This window comes from Microbulbifer maximicatervae (SeqCode), assembly GCF_052467825.1.
Window position 1 is genome coordinate 4843768 of sequence record NZ_CP174327.1, and the last position, 16323, is coordinate 4860090.

Sequence of the window (16323 nt, forward strand, 5' to 3'; positions counted from 1 at the left end):
CAAATGATCTAGGTTCAGTATCGGAACTTTATGTAACGATGCTGAACCTGATTTTATGAGTAGCTCCAACCCCTGGTGCGCCTATTCCGGCCGGAATGGTATAAAGCGCGCAATTATCCCCATTACCGCTCTTATCCTGACCCCATTCTTCTTGGTGCTCACGTTTACAGATAGCGCCTGGTGGCTGGTGGCTCTACTGATTAGCGTTTCACTGGTACTACTGGGAATCTACGATATGCTCCAACCCCACTGGAGCATTACGCGGAACTTCCCGGTTGCCGGCCGCATTCGCTGGATATTTCTGAATCTGCGTCCCTATTTCCGCGCCTATATGGTCGAGGGTGATGAAGAGGGGCGCCCTTACAGCATTGAAGCCCGACGACTGGTGTACGCCCGCTCTGAAGGTTTTTCCGATATGCATCCGTTCGGCACTGAAAAAGATGTGCAGAGTGAGGAATATACCTGGCTCACTCACTCAGTGAAGCCCGAAAAAAATGCAGACACTTCCTGCCGTACTGAAGTGGGCACGGGCCGCTGCAAACAGCCCTACTCCGCCGCCCTGTTAAATATCTCTGCCATGAGCTTTGGCGCTCTGTCCGCTGCCGCAGTAGAAGCCTTGAATAAGGGAGCCTCAATTGGCGGCTTCTATCACGATACCGGTGAGGGAGGTATCAGCCCCTATCACCGCAAGCACGGCGGCGACCTAGTGTGGGAATTGGGTACCGGTTATTTCGGTGCGCGCAACGATGACGGCAGCTTTAACCCGGATCTATTCCGCGAGGCCTGCAACGACCAGGTCAAAATGACGGAAATTAAATTGAGCCAAGGCGCCAAACCCGGGCATGGTGGGGTTTTACCCGGCGCCAAAGTTACCCAGGAGATCGCTTCCACCCGCAAGGTTACACCCGGGCAGAACTGCGTCTCCCCTCGCGCGCACTCCATGTTCTCCACCCCCATTGAAATGCTTGAATTCGCCGAGCAGATGCGCGAACTCTCCGGCGGCAAACCGGTAGGCATAAAACTCTGCGTAGGGCATATCTACGAAGTGATGGCCATTATGAAGGCCATGCACGAGACCGGGAAACTGGTGGACTTTATTGTTGTGGATGGCGCCGAAGGCGGCACCGGCGCAGCGCCGCTGGAGCTGTCCAACCACGTGGGCATGCCGCTGCTGGAAGGGTTGATTATCGTGCGCAATGCCCTGGTAGGGGCGGGCCTGAAAGACAAAGTGAAGTTGGCTGCCAGCGGCAAGGTTTATTCCGCGTCCGGCCTGGCACAATGCCTGGCCATTGGCGCTGACTGGTGCAATGCCGCGCGGGCATTTATGTTTTCCGTGGGCTGCATCCAGTCCCAGCGCTGCCATACGGATACCTGCCCAACTGGTGTTACCACCCAGGATCCTCGGCGCCAGCGCGGGCTGGTGGTGGATGTGCAGAGTAAAAGGGCGGCTGCTTTCCAGGCAAAAACTCTCGAAGCTCTGGGGGATATAGTCGCCGGTGCAGGGCTTACCGATCCCCGGGACCTGAAACCCTACCACCTGGTTCACCGAATTAATGGCGCTGAATCCAGGCCGATAGACCGTATCTGGCATTTTCTCGACACCAACTCCCTAATCGACGCACCGGAAGATACGCCCTACTGGCACTGGTGGCTGGCCGCACAGGCAGACAGTTTTCAGCCTGCGATCAAGCTCGAAGAAGGCAAGTACGCGTCAATCCGCCGCGCTATTAACCGCTAGCCCCACCCAATCTGTGGAGACTGCTATGCAGACCGTTTCAGAAATTATCGTCGATACACTGGTTAAGGCCGGCGCCAAACGGTGTTACGGCATTGTCGGCGATACCATCAACCACTTCACATCAGCGGTGCGCACTTCCGACTTGGAGTGGATACATGTGCGCCATGAGGAAGTGGGCGCTTTCGCCGCTGGGGGTGAGTCTTACCTTACCGGTGAGTTGAGCGTCTGCGCCGGAACTGCCGGGCCCGGCAGCCTGCACTTTATCAACGGCATTTTTGAAAGCCATCGCAATGGCGCCCCGGTGGTACTGATTGCCTCTCGAATCGACCGTGCGGAACAGGGGTTCGGCTATCCACAGGAAGTGGACCAGCAAAAACTCTACGAACAGTGTTCAGTCTTCTGTGAAACCATGACCCACCCGGAACAAGCCCGTCGAATGATTGTGCAGGCTGCACAAACTGCACTTACTCGCGGTGGTGTCGCGGTGGTGCAAATTAGCGGCGACTTGTTCAAGGAGAAGAGCAAAGACAGTCTGCCCTGGTCGGTACATCGCCCTGAATGGCTAGCGCGTCCGTCTGACTCTGAGCTCGACGCCCTGGCAAAGAAAATCAACGCCGCAAAAAATATCACTATTTACGGCGGTATCGGCTGCCGTCACGCTCACGATGAAGTAGTAAAACTGGGACAACACCTGGCCGCCCCTATTGCCCACACCACCAAGTCGAAAGAGTTTCTCGAATACGACAACCCCTGCCATGTGGGCATGACCGGGATTCTCGGCAATCCCGCAGGCTACCGGGCCATGGAGACTTGTGACCTGTTACTGTGCCTGGGTACCGATTTTGCCTACACCCAGTTCTACCCGGAAAAAGCCACCATTATTCAAATTGATGCGGAAGCGCCGCACCTGGGGCGACGCGCTCCTGTGGATATGGGCCTGGTAGGGCATGTGGGTCCCACCATTGAAGCCCTCTTGCCCCGATTAAAGGCCCGCACCGACAGTACCTTCCTCGATGATCTTCTCGAACGATACAAAAAAGATCGGGAAGAGATGAAGAGCCGCGGCAAAGAGAAAGACCCCAGCCTGATCCACCCTCAATTTGTCGCCCAGACGCTCAACAAGCTGGCCGATGAGGATGCCGTATTCACCGCCGATGGCGGCGCCTGTATGGTTTGGATGCTCCGCGACCTCACTGCGAACGGCAAGCGCTCATTTCTCACCAGCCTTTCCCACGGCACCATGGCCAACGCCTACCCCCAAGCCCTGGGCATGGCCAAAGCCTATCCCGGGCGCCAGGTCATCGCTATGTGCGGCGACGGTGGTATGACCATGTTAATGGGAGACTTGCTGACACTGGTGCAAGAAAAAATCCCGTTAAAAGTCCTGGTATTTAACAATAACTCCCTCGGCTTCGTAGAGATGGAGCAGCGTATTGAGGGGCTACTCGACAGCTATACCGACTTACACAACCCGGACTTCGGCCGCGTTGCCGAAGCTTGTGGCATCAGCGGCGCCAGTATCGAGAGTGCGGATCAGCTTGAGGACAGCATGAAGCGCTGGCTCACCACTGACGGGCCGGCACTACTCAGCGTACCGACGAACCGCGTGGAACTGGTGATGCCGCCGGAAGTGACGGCGCAGCAAGTCACCTCCACCGCACTGTTCGGGCTTAAGGCAATACTCAACGGCCGCGCAGATGAGGTGGTAGATCTTTTGCGAGACAATTTTCTGCGCTGAGACTTTTTAGCAGGCCACAACAAAAGGTTTGTGCGGCACTCATGCATCATTTCGGACAGCAACGCCATAACAGCATGCTGGCCCTGATCGCCAGCAGTGAAGTCGACGACAACAGCGCTCCCGGCCGCGCCGCCATGAGGCTACAGGCTGAGTTATCAGAGCGAAAAATTGACGTAATAACAACCACCAGCGGTAGTGATGCCTGCGCCATACTGAGTACTAACACCGCGATCCAATGCCTGCTGATTAATTGGACCCTGCCCGGTGAAGCGGAATGCCCCGCCCTGGTTGTATTGGAGGAGCTACGCGCCCGCAATCCCCAAATGCCGGTATTCCTTCTGGCAGATCAGCAGACTGTCAGCACCATGCCGCGACGGGCCCTGGAATTAGCCAACGATTTTATCTGGATGCTGGAAGATACCCCGACCTTTATCGGCGGTCGCATCCAGAGCGCGATTGAAAGATACCGCCACGCCATTCTTCCCCCCATGTTTCGCGCCCTGACCCACTTTGCCCGGGTCCATGAATATTCATGGCACACACCCGGCCACACTGGGGGAACAGCTTTTCTCAAATCCCCTGCGGGTCGCGCTTTTTACGATTTCTTTGGGGAAAATATGTTGCGCTCGGACCTGTCTGTTTCTGTAACAGAGCTGGGATCGCTTTTGGATCACTCGGGCCCCATTGCCAAGGGAGAGCAATATGCAGCAAAAGTATTTGGTGCGGATCGCACTTACTATGTAACCAATGGCTCTTCGACATCGAATAGAGTGATATTGATGGCATCGGTTACCCGGGGGCAACTGGCTCTGTGCGATCGAAACTGCCATAAATCCGTTGAACACGCTATCACCATGTCAGGTGCAGTTCCAACCTACCTGATTCCCCTACGCAACAACTACGGTCTCATAGGCCCTGTCCCTCCCCAACAGTTGACGGCCAGCTCTGTTGCCAATGCTATTCGGCAAAACCCTTTATCCAAGCACGCCAAAAATTCCCGTGCCGTTCACGCAGTCATTACTAATTCCACCTACGACGGTCTCTGTTACAACGTGCGCAGAGTGGAAGAACTTCTCGGCGAGTCCGTTGATCGCCTGCACTTTGACGAAGCCTGGTACTCATATGCTCGATTTAATCCTATCTATCGAGATCGCTTCGCAATGTACGATCTGGGAGAAGCCGACACGAAAAATGGCCCGAGCAAATTTGCCACTCAGTCAACACATAAATTACTCGCCGCATTGTCCCAGGCATCGATGATTCACATTCGCGACGGGCATAAACCCATTGAGCATGGGCGCTTTAATGAAGCCTTTATGATGCATGCCTCAACCTCCCCACTTTATTCCATCATGGCCTCCAATGATGTGAGCGCAGCAATGATGGATGGACCGGGTGGAAAAGCATTAACAGAGGAGTCAATTGCTGAGGCCGTAGCGTTCCGACAAGTATTGGCCCGTTTGCAACAGGAGTATCGCGATAAAGAAGAGTGGTTCTTCGGAGGTTGGCAGCCTGAGCATGTCACCGATCCCAATAACGGGCACAACTACGCTTTTCACAGCGCCCCAGCAGAACTCCTGTGCCATGAGCCCAGCTGCTGGTTATTAGACCCCGGCGAATCATGGCATGGATTTGGTGATATTGAGCCTGATTACTGCATGTTGGACCCGATTAAAGTATCGATTACCACCCCGGGGATAAACCCTGATGGCAAACTGTCTGCATCTGGAATACCTGCCAACATCGTCAGTAAATACCTGGACAACCTTGGCATTATCGTGGAGAAAACTACCGATTTTACGATTTTGTTCCTGTTTTCTATCGGTATTACCAAGGGTAAGTGGGGCACTCTCATAAATGCTTTACTGGCCTTTAAGCGCGACTTCGATGCCAACCGGCCTTTAAGTGAATGCCTGCCAAACCTTATAAAAAAGTCCCCAGCCTATCGCAATATCGGGCTGCGCGACCTTGCAGACAATATGTTTGCTTCCATGAAAAAATTGCAAACCACAGTGCAAATGTCTGCAGGATTTTCAGCCTTACCTAGAGCTGACTGCAGTCCGGTACAAGCTTATGAAACCCTGGTTCGCGGCGATGTGGAAATGCTTCCGCTAAGCAAGTTACCGGGACGTACCGCAGCCACAGGCGTTGTACCCTACCCTCCAGGTATTCCTCTGCTAATGCCCGGCGAAAATTTTGGCGATGAAGATAGTCCGGCATTGATTTACTTGAGAACTCTGGAAGCCTTCGACCAGCAATTTCCAGGCTTTACCCACGATAACCACGGAGTAGAGGTGCGGGACGGCCACTATCATATTTACGCCCTGCGGGGAGACTCGCCATAGGCTCGCCTATCAAAGAGGAGCATAAAATAGGCCTGGTCCCCGCAACCCTGATGGTTGCAGGCAATATGATGGGCTCCGGGGTTTTTATGCTCCCCGCCAATCTCGCTGCAGTCGGCAGTATTTCTTTGATCGGCTGGTTGATAACCATCGTCGGCGCTATCTCCCTGGCCCTGGTATTTGCCAAGCTCGCAGCTATCTATCCCGCAGCCGGCGGCCCCTATGCCTATGCCCGCCGCGCTTTTGGCGATTACATTGGCTACCAAACCAACCTGGTTTACTGGCTGGCCAATGTAATCGGTAATGTTGCGCTGATTACTGCAGGCCTGGGCTATCTGACCCATTTTTTTCCACCGTTAAAAGACCCACTGACTTTTGCCATGGCCCAGGTTGCCATGGTCTGGCTGCTGACTTACGCCAATGTACTGGGCCCGCGCACCGTCGGTCGCATCCAATCCCTCACCACCGGCCTGGTTTTACTTCCAATCCTCGGCACCGCTATTTTTGGCTGGTTCTGGTTCGACCAGCAAAACTTTACCAGCAGCTGGAATGTCTCAGGCAAGAGCGACCCCAGTGCCATTATGGCCAGCCTTACCTTCACGCTCTGGGCCTTTATTGGGGTGGAAACCGCCTCTGTATCCGCCGCAGTGGTAAAAGACCCCACCAAGAACGTCCCAATCGCAACGGTTGGGGGAGTTATCCTGGCTTCTATCGCCTATGTACTCAGCTCATCGGTCATTATGGGGATGCTGCCGAACCAGGAATTAATCAGCTCCTCCGCTCCCTTTGCCGATGCTGCTCGCCTGGCACTGGGAAATACTGCGGCCAATGTCGTAGCCCTGTGCGCCGCTATTGGCTGTATCGGTTCATTAGGCGGCTGGATACTGCTGGTGGGGCAGTCTGCCAAGGCCGCGGCAGATGATGGCCTGTTTGCAGCGCTATTTGCCCGCACCAATAACAAAGGCGTGCCTACCGGCGGATTAACCCTGGTGGCCGTGTTGATGTCTGTATTGATACTCACCACCATATCGCCAACGGCCAGCCAGCAGTTTGGCAAAATCGCCTCTGTCGCTGTGATTATGACACTGATGCCCTATATCTATTCTGCGGTAGCTTTGCGGGTTTTGGCCTACGGCAAAATGCCGCCTCAGCAGTACGGACTGTTTACCGTGATTTTGCTGATTGCAGCGGTGTACTGCCTTGTGGCCCTGGTGGGATCTGACGGGCAACAAACCCGCTGGTCCCTGATCTTTGTGATTGCGACAGTCATTTTTTATGCGCTAATTTTAAATCGCCGTCGCAGCGTTGAAGAAAAGCACTTTCTACCCGGTGGGCCAGAACCAGCCTGGGTTCACTACTTCACTCTCTTTGCCACAATTGCTGCCCTGTGCCTGTTCTTCTGGTTTTCCGTAGGGCAATACCCGGACTTGGAATTGCGCCTGCGCGCACCCAACCCCTCGGGTCATCATCTTGAGAAGCATATTGGATCCTAGGCCCCACTGATCAGTGCTCTCACAATAGTTTTGAGCTCTGTGACCTATAAAAAATGCCCAAAACCTAAAGAAACAACATGGGCGATATGAATAATTAAGTGGTTGTATTAAAAAGCCTAGAGACCCTATCACTATGCCCCCGCAGTTCTTTAAAGCCATCTTTATGATGATTATCCTCTCCTTCCTTACCGCTTGCAGCGGTGGAGGGTCCGGTAGCGACACAAGCAACAACGAAGAGACACCTGTCGTACCGAATACACCCGATACTCCTGATACTCCTGATACTCCTGATACTCCTGATACTCCTGATACTCCTGATACTCCTGATACTCCTGATACTCCACAGGGTTTCACCCTGAGCTTTGAGCCCATTAAGCTGTTCCGCTTTAATTGGACTGACTCCGGCAACGCCAGTCATTACCACTTACTGGAGAACCCCGATGGACTCTCCGGCTTTACCCCTGTCGCTGAAAATATCCCCCAGGGGAGTGAAACCATAGCGCTGGAAGTCCCGCTCTACGCACGGGCAAATGCCCAGTACCTGCTACAAGCTTGTAATGGGGAGGGAGAAGAAGAGCAGTGCACCAACTCAGACCTTATCGCTGTAAGCAACACTCTGGTTGCTGCCATTGGTTACCTCAAGGCCAGTAATGCCGATGCCGATGACATATTCGGTAGGTCTGTCAGCCTCAGTGCCGATGGCCACACCCTGGCTGTCGGTGCAACGTGGGAGGACAGCAGCGCCCAGGGTATCAATGGCGACCAGTTCAACAATGAAGCTTTGTCTTCTGGTGCGGTCTATCTGTTTGTAAGGGAAGGCAACGCCTGGGTGCAGCAGGCCTACCTCAAGGCCAGTAATGCCGGCACTTATGACTACTTCGGTACTTCTATCAGCCTCAGTGCCGATGGCCACACCCTGGCCGTCGGTGCCCCCAATGAGGGCAGTAACGCCCAGGGTATCAATGGCGACCAGCTCAACAATGGGGCTTCAGATTCTGGTGCAGTCTACCTGTTTGCAAAGGAAGGCAGCGCCTGGGTGCAGCAGGCCTACCTCAAAGCAAGCAATGCTGAACAAGGTGACCTCTTCGGCACTTCTGTCAGCCTCAGTGCCGATGGCCACACCCTGGCTGTCGGTGCAACTAGGGAGGACAGCAGCGCCCAGGGTATTATTGGTGTCAATCAGCTCAACAATGAAGCTATAACAGATGCTGGCGCGGTCTACCTATTTGTGCAGGAAGGCAACGCCTGGGTGCAACAGGCCTACCTCAAGGCGAGTAATGCTGGGACCGCTGACTTCTTCGGTACTTCTGTCAGCCTCAGTGCCGATGGCCACACCCTGGCCGTTGGCGCACTCTATGAGGATAGCAACGCCCAAGGTATTGATGGCGACCAGCTCAACAATGAATCTACAAATGCTGGAGCGGTCTACCTGTTTGTGCGGGAAGGCAGCTCTTGGGTACAGCAGGCCTACCTCAAAGCAAGCAATACCGATGCCTTTGATTTATTCGGTAGGTCTGTCAGCCTCAGTGCCGATGGCCACACCCTGGCCGTCGGCGTTTCTTTTGAAGGCAGCAACGCCCAGGGTATCGATGGCGATCAGTTAAACAATGAAGCTTCTACTTCTGGCGCGGTTTACCTATTTGTACGGGAGACTGACACCTGGGTACAGCAGGCCTACCTCAAAGCCAGCAATACCAATGCCGATGACAGCTTCGGTACTTCTGTCAGCCTCAGTGCCGATGGCCACACCCTGGCCGTCGGTGCAACTTGGGAGGACAGTAGCGCCCAGGGTATCAATGGCGACCAGCTCAACAATGAAGCTGGAGAAACTGGCGCGGCCTACCTGTTTGTCAGGGAGGGCGATATCTGGGCACAGCAGGCCTACATCAAAGCCAGTAATACCGAGGCCGATACCGATACAGGTGACTTTTTCGGCAGCTCTGTCAGCCTCAGTGCCGATGGCCACACCGTGGCCATCGGTGCCGCTGGCGAGGACAGCGGGATTACAGGCGACCAGAATGACAATAGCGCCCCAGGCGCCGGCGCAGTCTATATTTACTGATTGCTTTTGCATGCCACCCTAACCCTCCCCCTGCCTTTAAAGCGGGGGGGATTAGCAAGCTGCTGAAATTCATAATATCCCCGGCTTTTCAGCAAGAAGCTGCCTTCATCCAGTCCCCAGTAGCGACCCTTCAAGCACTCCCTCCAAACGCTTTTTCCAGGGCCACACCCGCTACATTGAAATACCAACTCAACTCCAGGCGCACTGCATTTGCACTCTGCGACCTATAAAAAATGCCCAAAACCTAAAGAAACAACATGGGCGATATGAATAATTAAGTGGTTGTATTTAAAAGCCTAGAGACCCTATCGCTATGCCCCCGCAGTTCTTTAAAGCCATCTTTATGATGATTATCCTCTCCTTCCTTACCGCTTGCAGCGGTGGAGGGTCCGGTAGCGACACAAGCAACAACGAAGAGACACCTGTCGTACCGAATACACCCGATACTCCTGATACTCCTGATACTCCCGATACTCCCGATACTCCTGATACTCCTGATACACCCGATGCACCACAGGGTTTCACCCTGAGCTTTGAGCCCATTAAGCTGTTCCGCTTTAATTGGACTGACTCCGGCAACGCCAGTCATTACCACTTACTGGAGAACCCCGATGGGCTCTCCGGCTTTACCCCTGTCGCTGAGAATATCCCTCAGGGGAGTGAAACCATAGCACTGGAAGTCCCGCTCTACGCACGGGCAAATGCCCAGTACCTGCTACAAGCTTGTAATGGGGAGGGAGAACAGGAGCAGTGCACCAACTCAGACCTTATCGCTGTAAGCGACACTCTGGTTGCTGCCATTGGTTACCTCAAGGCCAGTAATGCCGATGCCGATGACTTCTTCGGCTTTTCTGTCAGCCTCAGTGCCGATGGCCAGACCCTGGCTGTCGGTGCAAGTAGGGAGGACAGCAGCGCCCAGGGTATTATTGGTGTTGATCAGCTCAACAATGAAGCTATAACAGATGCTGGCGCGGTCTACCTATTTGTGCAGGAAGACAACGCCTGGGTACAGCAAGCCTGCCTCAAAGCCGGTAATGCCGGTGCCTTTGACTTCTTCGGTAATTCTGTCAGCCTCAGTGCGGATGGCCACACCCTGGCCGTCGGTGCCAATGGCGAGGATAGCAGCGCCCAGGGTATCGATGGCGACCAGCTCGATAATGAAGCCCCTGGAGCTGGCGCAGCCTATCTGTTTGTACGGGAAGGCGACACTTGGGCGCAGCAGGCCTACATCAAGGCCAGTAATGCCGGTGCCTTTGACAACTTCGGGGATTCTGTCAGCCTCAGTGCCGATGGCCACACCCTGGCCGTCGGTGCTGATGGTGAGGACAGCAGCGCCCAGGGTATTGATGGCGCCCAGCTCAATAATGAAGCCCCTGGAGCTGGCGCAGTCTATCTGTTTGTGCGGGAAGACGATACCTGGGCGCAGCAGGCCTATCTCAAAGCCAGTAATGCTGATGCCTTTGACATCTTCGGTAGCTCTGTCAGCCTCAGTACGGATGGCCACACCCTGGCCGTCGGTGCCAATGGCGAGGATAGCAGCGCCCAGGGTATCGATGGCGACCAGCTCGATAATGAAGCTGAAAATGCTGGCGCAGTCTACCTGTTTGTCAGGGAGGGCGACATCTGGGCACAGCAGGCCTATCTCAAGTCCAGTAATACCGATGCCGATGACCTCTTCGGCACTTCTATCAGCCTCAGTGCCGATGGCCATTCCCTGGCCGTCGGCACTTATTACGAGGACAGTAACGCCCGGGGTATCAATGGCGATCAGCTTAACAATGAAGCTGAAAATGCTGGCGCGGTCTACCTGTTTGTCAGGGAGGGCGATATCTGGGCGCAGCAGGCCTATCTCAAGTCCAGTAATACCGATGCCGATGACATTTTCGGTATTTCTATCAGCCTCAGTGCCGATGGCCACACCCTGGCCGTCGGTACTTATGGCGAGGACAGTAACGCCCGGGGTATTAATGGCGACCAGCTAAATAATGAAGCTACAGATGCTGGCGCGGTCTACCTATTTGTCAGGGAGGGCGATATCTGGGCGCAGCAGGCCTATCTCAAGCCCAGTAATACCGATGCCTTTGACTTCTTCGGCAGCTCTGTCAGCCTCAGTGCCGATGGCCACACCCTGGTAGTGGGTGCAACTAGGGAGGACAGCAGCGGGATTAATGGCGGTCAGAGTGACAATAGCGCCCCAAGTGCCGGCGCGGTCTATATTTACTGACTGCTTTTGCATACCACCCTAACCCTCCCCCTGCCTTTAAAGCGGGGGGTATTAGTATCCATCGGATAGCTGTAGGGTGATTGCAAGCTACTGAAATTCATAATACCCCCGGCTTTTCAGCAAGAAGCTGCCTTCATCCAGTCCCCAGTAGCGACCCTTCAAGCACTCCCTCCAAACGCTTTTTCCAGGGCCACACCCGCTACATTGAAATACCAACTCAACTCCAGGCGCACTGCATTTGCACTCTGCGACCTATAAAAAATGCCCAAAACCTAAAGAAACAACATGGGCGATATGAATAATTAAGTGGTTGTATTTAAAAGCCTAGAGACCCTATCGCTATGCCCCCGCAGTTCTTTAAAGCCATCTTTATGATGATTATCCTCTCCTTCCTTACCGCTTGCAGCGGTGGAGGGTCCGGTAGCGACACAAGCAACAACGAAGAGACACCTGTCGTACCGAATACTCCTGATACTCCTGATACTCCTGATACTCCTGATACTCCTGATACTCCTGATACTCCTGATACTCCTGATACTCCTGATACTCCTGATACACCCGATGCACCACAGGGTTTCACCCTGAGCTTTGAGCCCGTTAAGCTGTTCCGCTTTAATTGGACTGACTCCGGCAACGCCAGTCATTACCACTTACTGGAGAACCCCGATGGGCTCTCCGGCTTTACCCCTGTCGCTGAGAATATCCCCCAGGGGAGTGAAACCATAGCGCTGGAAGTCCCGCTCTACGCACGGGCAAATGCCCAGTACCTGCTACAAGCTTGTAATGGGGAGGGAGAACAGGAGCAGTGCACCAACTCAGACCTTATCGCCGTAAGCGACACCCTGGTTGCTGCCATTGGTTACCTCAAGGCCAGTAATGCCGGCACTTATGACTACTTCGGTACTTCTATCAGCCTCAGTGCCAATGGCCACACCCTGGCCGTTGGCGCTGCTGGCGAGGACAGCAGCGCCCAGGGTATCAATGGCGACCAGCTCAACAATGAAGCTTCATCTTCTGGTGCAGTCTACCTGTTTGCAAAAGAGGGCAACGCCTGGGTGCAGCAGGCCTACCTCAAAGCAAGCAATACCGATGCCTTAGACTTATTCGGTAGGTCTGTCAGCCTCAGTGCCGATGGCCACACCCTGGCCGTCGGTGCTTTTGGCGAGGACAGCAACGCGATTGGTATCAATAGCAATCAGCAAAACGAAGAAGCAACCACTTCTGGCGCGGTGTACATCTTTGTAAGGGACGGCGACATCTGGAAGCAACAGGCCTACTTAAAGGCCAGCAATACCGATGCCGATGACAGCTTCGGGTTTTCTGTCAGCCTCAGTGCCGATGGCCACACCCTGGCTGTCGGTTCTGCTGGTGAGGGTAGCAGCGCCCAGGGTATTGATGGCGACCAGCTCAACAATGAAGCTGGAGAAACTGGCGCAGTCTACCTGTTTGTGCGGGAAGACGATACCTGGACGCAACAGGCCTACCTCAAAGCCAGTAATGCCGATGCCTTTGACATCTTCGGTAGCTCTGTCAGCCTCAGTGCCGACGGCCATACCCTGGCCGTCGGTGCCCCCAATGAGGGCAGTAACGCTCAGGGTGTTAATGGCGATCAGCTCCACAATGACACTTCACTTTCTGGCGCGGTTTACCTATTTGCAAGGGAGGGCGACTCCTGGGCGCAACAAGCCTACCTCAAGGCCAGCAATACCGATGCCTTTGACTTATTCGGTAGCTCTGTCAGCCTCAGTGCCGATGGCCACACTCTGGCCGTCGGCGTTTCTTTTGAAAGCAGCAACGCCCAGGGTATCGATGGCGATCAATTAAACAATGAAGCTATGCATTCTGGCGCGGTTTACCTATTTGTACGGGAGGGCGATACCTGGGCACAGCAGGCCTACCTCAAGGCCAGTAATTCCGGTGCCGATGACAGCTTCGGTACTTCTGTCAGCCTCAGTGCCGATGGCCACACCCTGGCCGTTGGCGCTTCTCTTGAAGAAAGCAGCGCCCAGGGTGTCGATGGCGATCAGCTCAACAATGGGGCTTTTGGTTCTGGCACGGTTTACCTGTTTGTGCGTGAGGCCAACACCTGGCAACAACAAGCCTATCTCAAATCCAGTAATACCGAGGCCTATGACTTCTTCGGTAGCTCTGTCAGCCTCAGTGCCGATGGCCACACCCTGGTAGTGGGTGCTATGGGGGAAAGCAGCGGGATTAATGGCGATCAGAGTGATAATAGCGGCCCAAGCTCCGGCGCAGTCTATATTTACTGATTACTTTTGCACACCCTAACCCTCCCCCTGCCTTTAAAGCGGGGGGTATTAGTATCCATCGGATAGCTGTAGGGTGATTGCAAGCTACTGAAATTCATAATATCCTCAGCTTTTCAGCAAGAAGCTGCCTTCGTCCACTCCCCTGTAGCGACCCTTCAAGCACTCCCTCCAAACGCTTTTTCCAGGGCTACACCCGCTACATTGAAATACCAACTCAACTCCAGGCGCACTGCATTTGCACTCTGCGACCTTAGTCGTCAGAGCCCTATCGGGGGCTGGTGCTGTCTGCATCTACTAACGGCCTCTCACGCTACCCTAAAAATCCCTAGATACCTTAAAGGTGAGGGATTTTAGGGCTAATAGGCAACACCTGATGTGGATACTCAGGCCTCAACCAGTTAGCGCTTTCTGGATTGTCTCTGCGGTAATTTCAGTAATCCCTTGGGAGTTGGATTCACGGTTACCCGCCACATTGAGCGTCTGCGGACGATTCTTGAGGATAAAGTCACGCACCAATTGTACTCGATCGGCATCAGTCGGATTGACTACCAAGTGTGGTTTCCCCGATGCTTGGCAGAACTCAATAGTAAACAGGGTGCCATCACTACTGGGATTGGTTGTGAAGATAACAGTGGCATCAGAGTTGCGGATATTCTCACGAGTACGCTCTTCCAGATCCGGGGACGTGTTTTCAACCAGCCCAAGCCCTTTCAGAAAATCCGGCCGATCACCGATCTCAGTCCAGTAACCCTGCGGTGCTGTGCCACCGGTGGCAATTCCCAGGCGCTGCCCCGCCAGCAGGCCACCGGTATCCGCCCCCGTCTGACCACCACTGATAATTTTCTCCGGTCGGAAGATCACTTTTCTCCCCCATATCGTTTATCGTCCTACTAGCTCGAGCTAGCAGATATCAAGGCAGCGATAATTGGCATTGAAATTAACGACCGCAGCCACTAATTTATCTCCAACTTTAGTCTGGCCGGCAGCGCTGTGAATTACTATCTGATACTGAAAACACTGCATATCCTCTGCGCCATAATCGTACTCGGCACAGGGACCGGCATCGCTTGGTACACCCTGAGGGGCTGGCTGTCCGGAAATGCCCAAGTTATGCAGTGGGTTAGCCGGGAAACGGTACAGGCAGACTGGATATTTACCGGATCGGCGGTAATTGGTCTATTCGGTAGTGCGGTGGGTATGCTACTGATTAATCCAAGCTGGATGCTACAAGCCTGGCTGCAATTAGCCGCCGGGCTCAGCGCAACCGTGTTCTTGTTGTGGCTGCCGGTTGTTTACCTTCAGTACCAGCTGCGTAAACATGCCAAAGAAGACGGTAATATAGACAAAATGCGCAAGCTAATGATGGCTTGGTGCCTGCTCGGGGCTATCGCATTTCCCATGACCGTTGCCATTGTCTATCTGATGGTGTCTAAGCCGGCATTATAAGGACTCATGCCAGGCCATCACCTCTTCGCCCCCCTGAGGGTCTTATAGCTCGCTCGATGGCCAACATCTTTCCACTGCCGCTTGAAGTCATCCAGGACTACCCCAGACACAATTTCTGCATTACCTTCCGCACTTTTATCCAAACGATGTATCGCTTCCTTCTTACATAAAGGAACAATAATCGCCGAGCGTTCATGCCTATCCATTCTCAACAGACGGCTGCGAATATGCTCTGCCTCACCACCAGTACAACTTGCATCTGTAATCACAAATACATTGGTATCACTGTCTAGATCCGAGGCTATAGTGCCAAAACCTAGATCAAACTGCCGAAATACCACCCCTTTGAACAACCCCTCCCCCACTTCCGAACCCGTTATAAAGGGCCAGGCATGTGCCAGGGTCCACAAGTAGGATTTACTTAAGACATATTGCAGGTGTTGATTGCGAACAAGCCCCAACTGGAATTGACGCTCAAAGGTTTCATCATTCAACTTGGCTTTACTGCAAATGGCCTTGGGAATGAGCTCCCCTTTGTAGCTGGTGGTCGGGATAACCACGATAAAATCATCAGCATCCCGCTTTTTCTCCAACGCCTTAAGAATGGTCGCCTGTAGATGTAAGACAAATTCCTCGGTGGTAATTACATCGTGTGGCAGCGCTGCGTTGTCCATTGCCAGGTTCATATAAAGTGTTTCCGCTCTATATGCCTGAATAATCGGCTCCAGCTCTTCTCGACTAAACAACAACTTTTCATCGAGGATTGCCTGCTCATTAATTTTTTTTGCATAGCAATCTATCAATAGTTGGTCTGCGGCATAGATACCGAAATTTCCCGAACTGACACAGCGGAAGTATTCCTCATCTTGCATCGACAAAAATCGCTCAACCACAGCCCGGCTAATGTCCCGGCCAAACAACTCATAAAGCGCGTCCTCTTGCCGAGGTAAAAAATATTCTTCCGGGTCAATCAACCGCTGAGATCGTTTAAGAACCACTTAATCACACCT

General features: G+C 53.6%; 10 protein-coding genes. 8 read left to right on the forward strand and 2 right to left on the reverse strand.

The window, feature by feature from the left end:
• Positions 1-55: 55 nt before the first annotated feature.
• The 7 genes from ACJJII_RS21330 (at position 56) to ACJJII_RS21360 (ending at position 13867) form a co-directional block, all read left to right on the forward strand.
• Positions 56-1738, forward strand: coding sequence for an FMN-binding glutamate synthase family protein (locus ACJJII_RS21330; RefSeq protein ID WP_282932184.1), 1683 nt, complete (start codon positions 56-58; stop codon positions 1736-1738).
• Positions 1739-1763: 25 nt separating this feature from the next.
• Positions 1764-3476, forward strand: coding sequence for a thiamine pyrophosphate-dependent enzyme (locus ACJJII_RS21335; RefSeq protein ID WP_444917655.1), 1713 nt, complete (start codon positions 1764-1766; stop codon positions 3474-3476).
• 41 nt (positions 3477-3517) lie between these two features.
• Positions 3518-5821, forward strand: a complete 2304-nt coding sequence (locus ACJJII_RS21340; protein WP_444917656.1) for an Orn/Lys/Arg family decarboxylase — start codon at positions 3518-3520, stop codon at positions 5819-5821.
• Positions 5822-5829: 8 nt separating this feature from the next.
• Positions 5830-7311, forward strand: a complete 1482-nt coding sequence (adiC, locus tag ACJJII_RS21345; RefSeq protein ID WP_444919293.1) for an arginine/agmatine antiporter — start codon at positions 5830-5832, stop codon at positions 7309-7311.
• 133 nt (positions 7312-7444) lie between these two features.
• Positions 7445-9373: an FG-GAP repeat protein gene (locus tag ACJJII_RS21350; protein WP_444917657.1), complete on the forward strand. Its 1929-nt coding sequence runs from the start codon at positions 7445-7447 to the stop codon at positions 9371-9373.
• Positions 9374-9686: 313 nt separating this feature from the next.
• Positions 9687-11597, forward strand: a complete 1911-nt coding sequence (locus tag ACJJII_RS21355; protein WP_444917658.1) for an FG-GAP repeat protein — start codon at positions 9687-9689, stop codon at positions 11595-11597.
• A 341-nt stretch (positions 11598-11938) separates the two neighbouring features.
• Positions 11939-13867, forward strand: a complete 1929-nt coding sequence (locus ACJJII_RS21360) for an FG-GAP repeat protein (RefSeq protein WP_444917659.1) — start codon at positions 11939-11941, stop codon at positions 13865-13867.
• Positions 13868-14257: 390 nt separating this feature from the next.
• On the opposite strand, the gene ACJJII_RS21365 is transcribed toward ACJJII_RS21360, so the two are convergent.
• Positions 14258-14728 (reverse strand): YpsA SLOG family protein, encoded by a 471-nt coding sequence (locus ACJJII_RS21365; protein WP_444917660.1) that lies wholly within the window; start codon positions 14726-14728, stop codon positions 14258-14260.
• Positions 14729-14857: 129 nt separating this feature from the next.
• Here ACJJII_RS21365 and ACJJII_RS21370 point away from each other — a divergent pair, with 129 nt between their 5' ends.
• Positions 14858-15313, forward strand: coding sequence for a DUF2269 family protein (locus ACJJII_RS21370; protein ID WP_444917661.1), 456 nt, complete (start codon positions 14858-14860; stop codon positions 15311-15313).
• Between the two features lie 17 nt (positions 15314-15330).
• Here ACJJII_RS21370 and ACJJII_RS21375 read toward each other — a convergent pair whose 3' ends face one another.
• Entirely contained in the window at positions 15331-16311 is a 981-nt protein-coding gene (locus ACJJII_RS21375; RefSeq protein WP_413662540.1) for a hypothetical protein, read from the reverse strand.
• Positions 16312-16323 lie beyond the last annotated feature (12 nt).

Excerpts from the sequence above, each read along its gene's own strand:
- ACJJII_RS21330 (WP_282932184.1), top strand. The coding sequence starts at position 56 with ATGAGTAGCTCCAACCCCTGGTGCGCCTATTCCGGCCGGAATGGTATA.
- ACJJII_RS21335 (WP_444917655.1), top strand. The coding sequence starts at position 1,764 with ATGCAGACCGTTTCAGAAATTATCGTCGATACACTGGTTAAGGCCGGC.
- ACJJII_RS21340 (WP_444917656.1), top strand. The coding sequence starts at position 3,518 with ATGCATCATTTCGGACAGCAACGCCATAACAGCATGCTGGCCCTGATC.
- ACJJII_RS21350 (WP_444917657.1), top strand. The coding sequence starts at position 7,445 with ATGCCCCCGCAGTTCTTTAAAGCCATCTTTATGATGATTATCCTCTCC.
- ACJJII_RS21355 (WP_444917658.1), top strand. The coding sequence starts at position 9,687 with ATGCCCCCGCAGTTCTTTAAAGCCATCTTTATGATGATTATCCTCTCC.
- ACJJII_RS21360 (WP_444917659.1), top strand. The coding sequence starts at position 11,939 with ATGCCCCCGCAGTTCTTTAAAGCCATCTTTATGATGATTATCCTCTCC.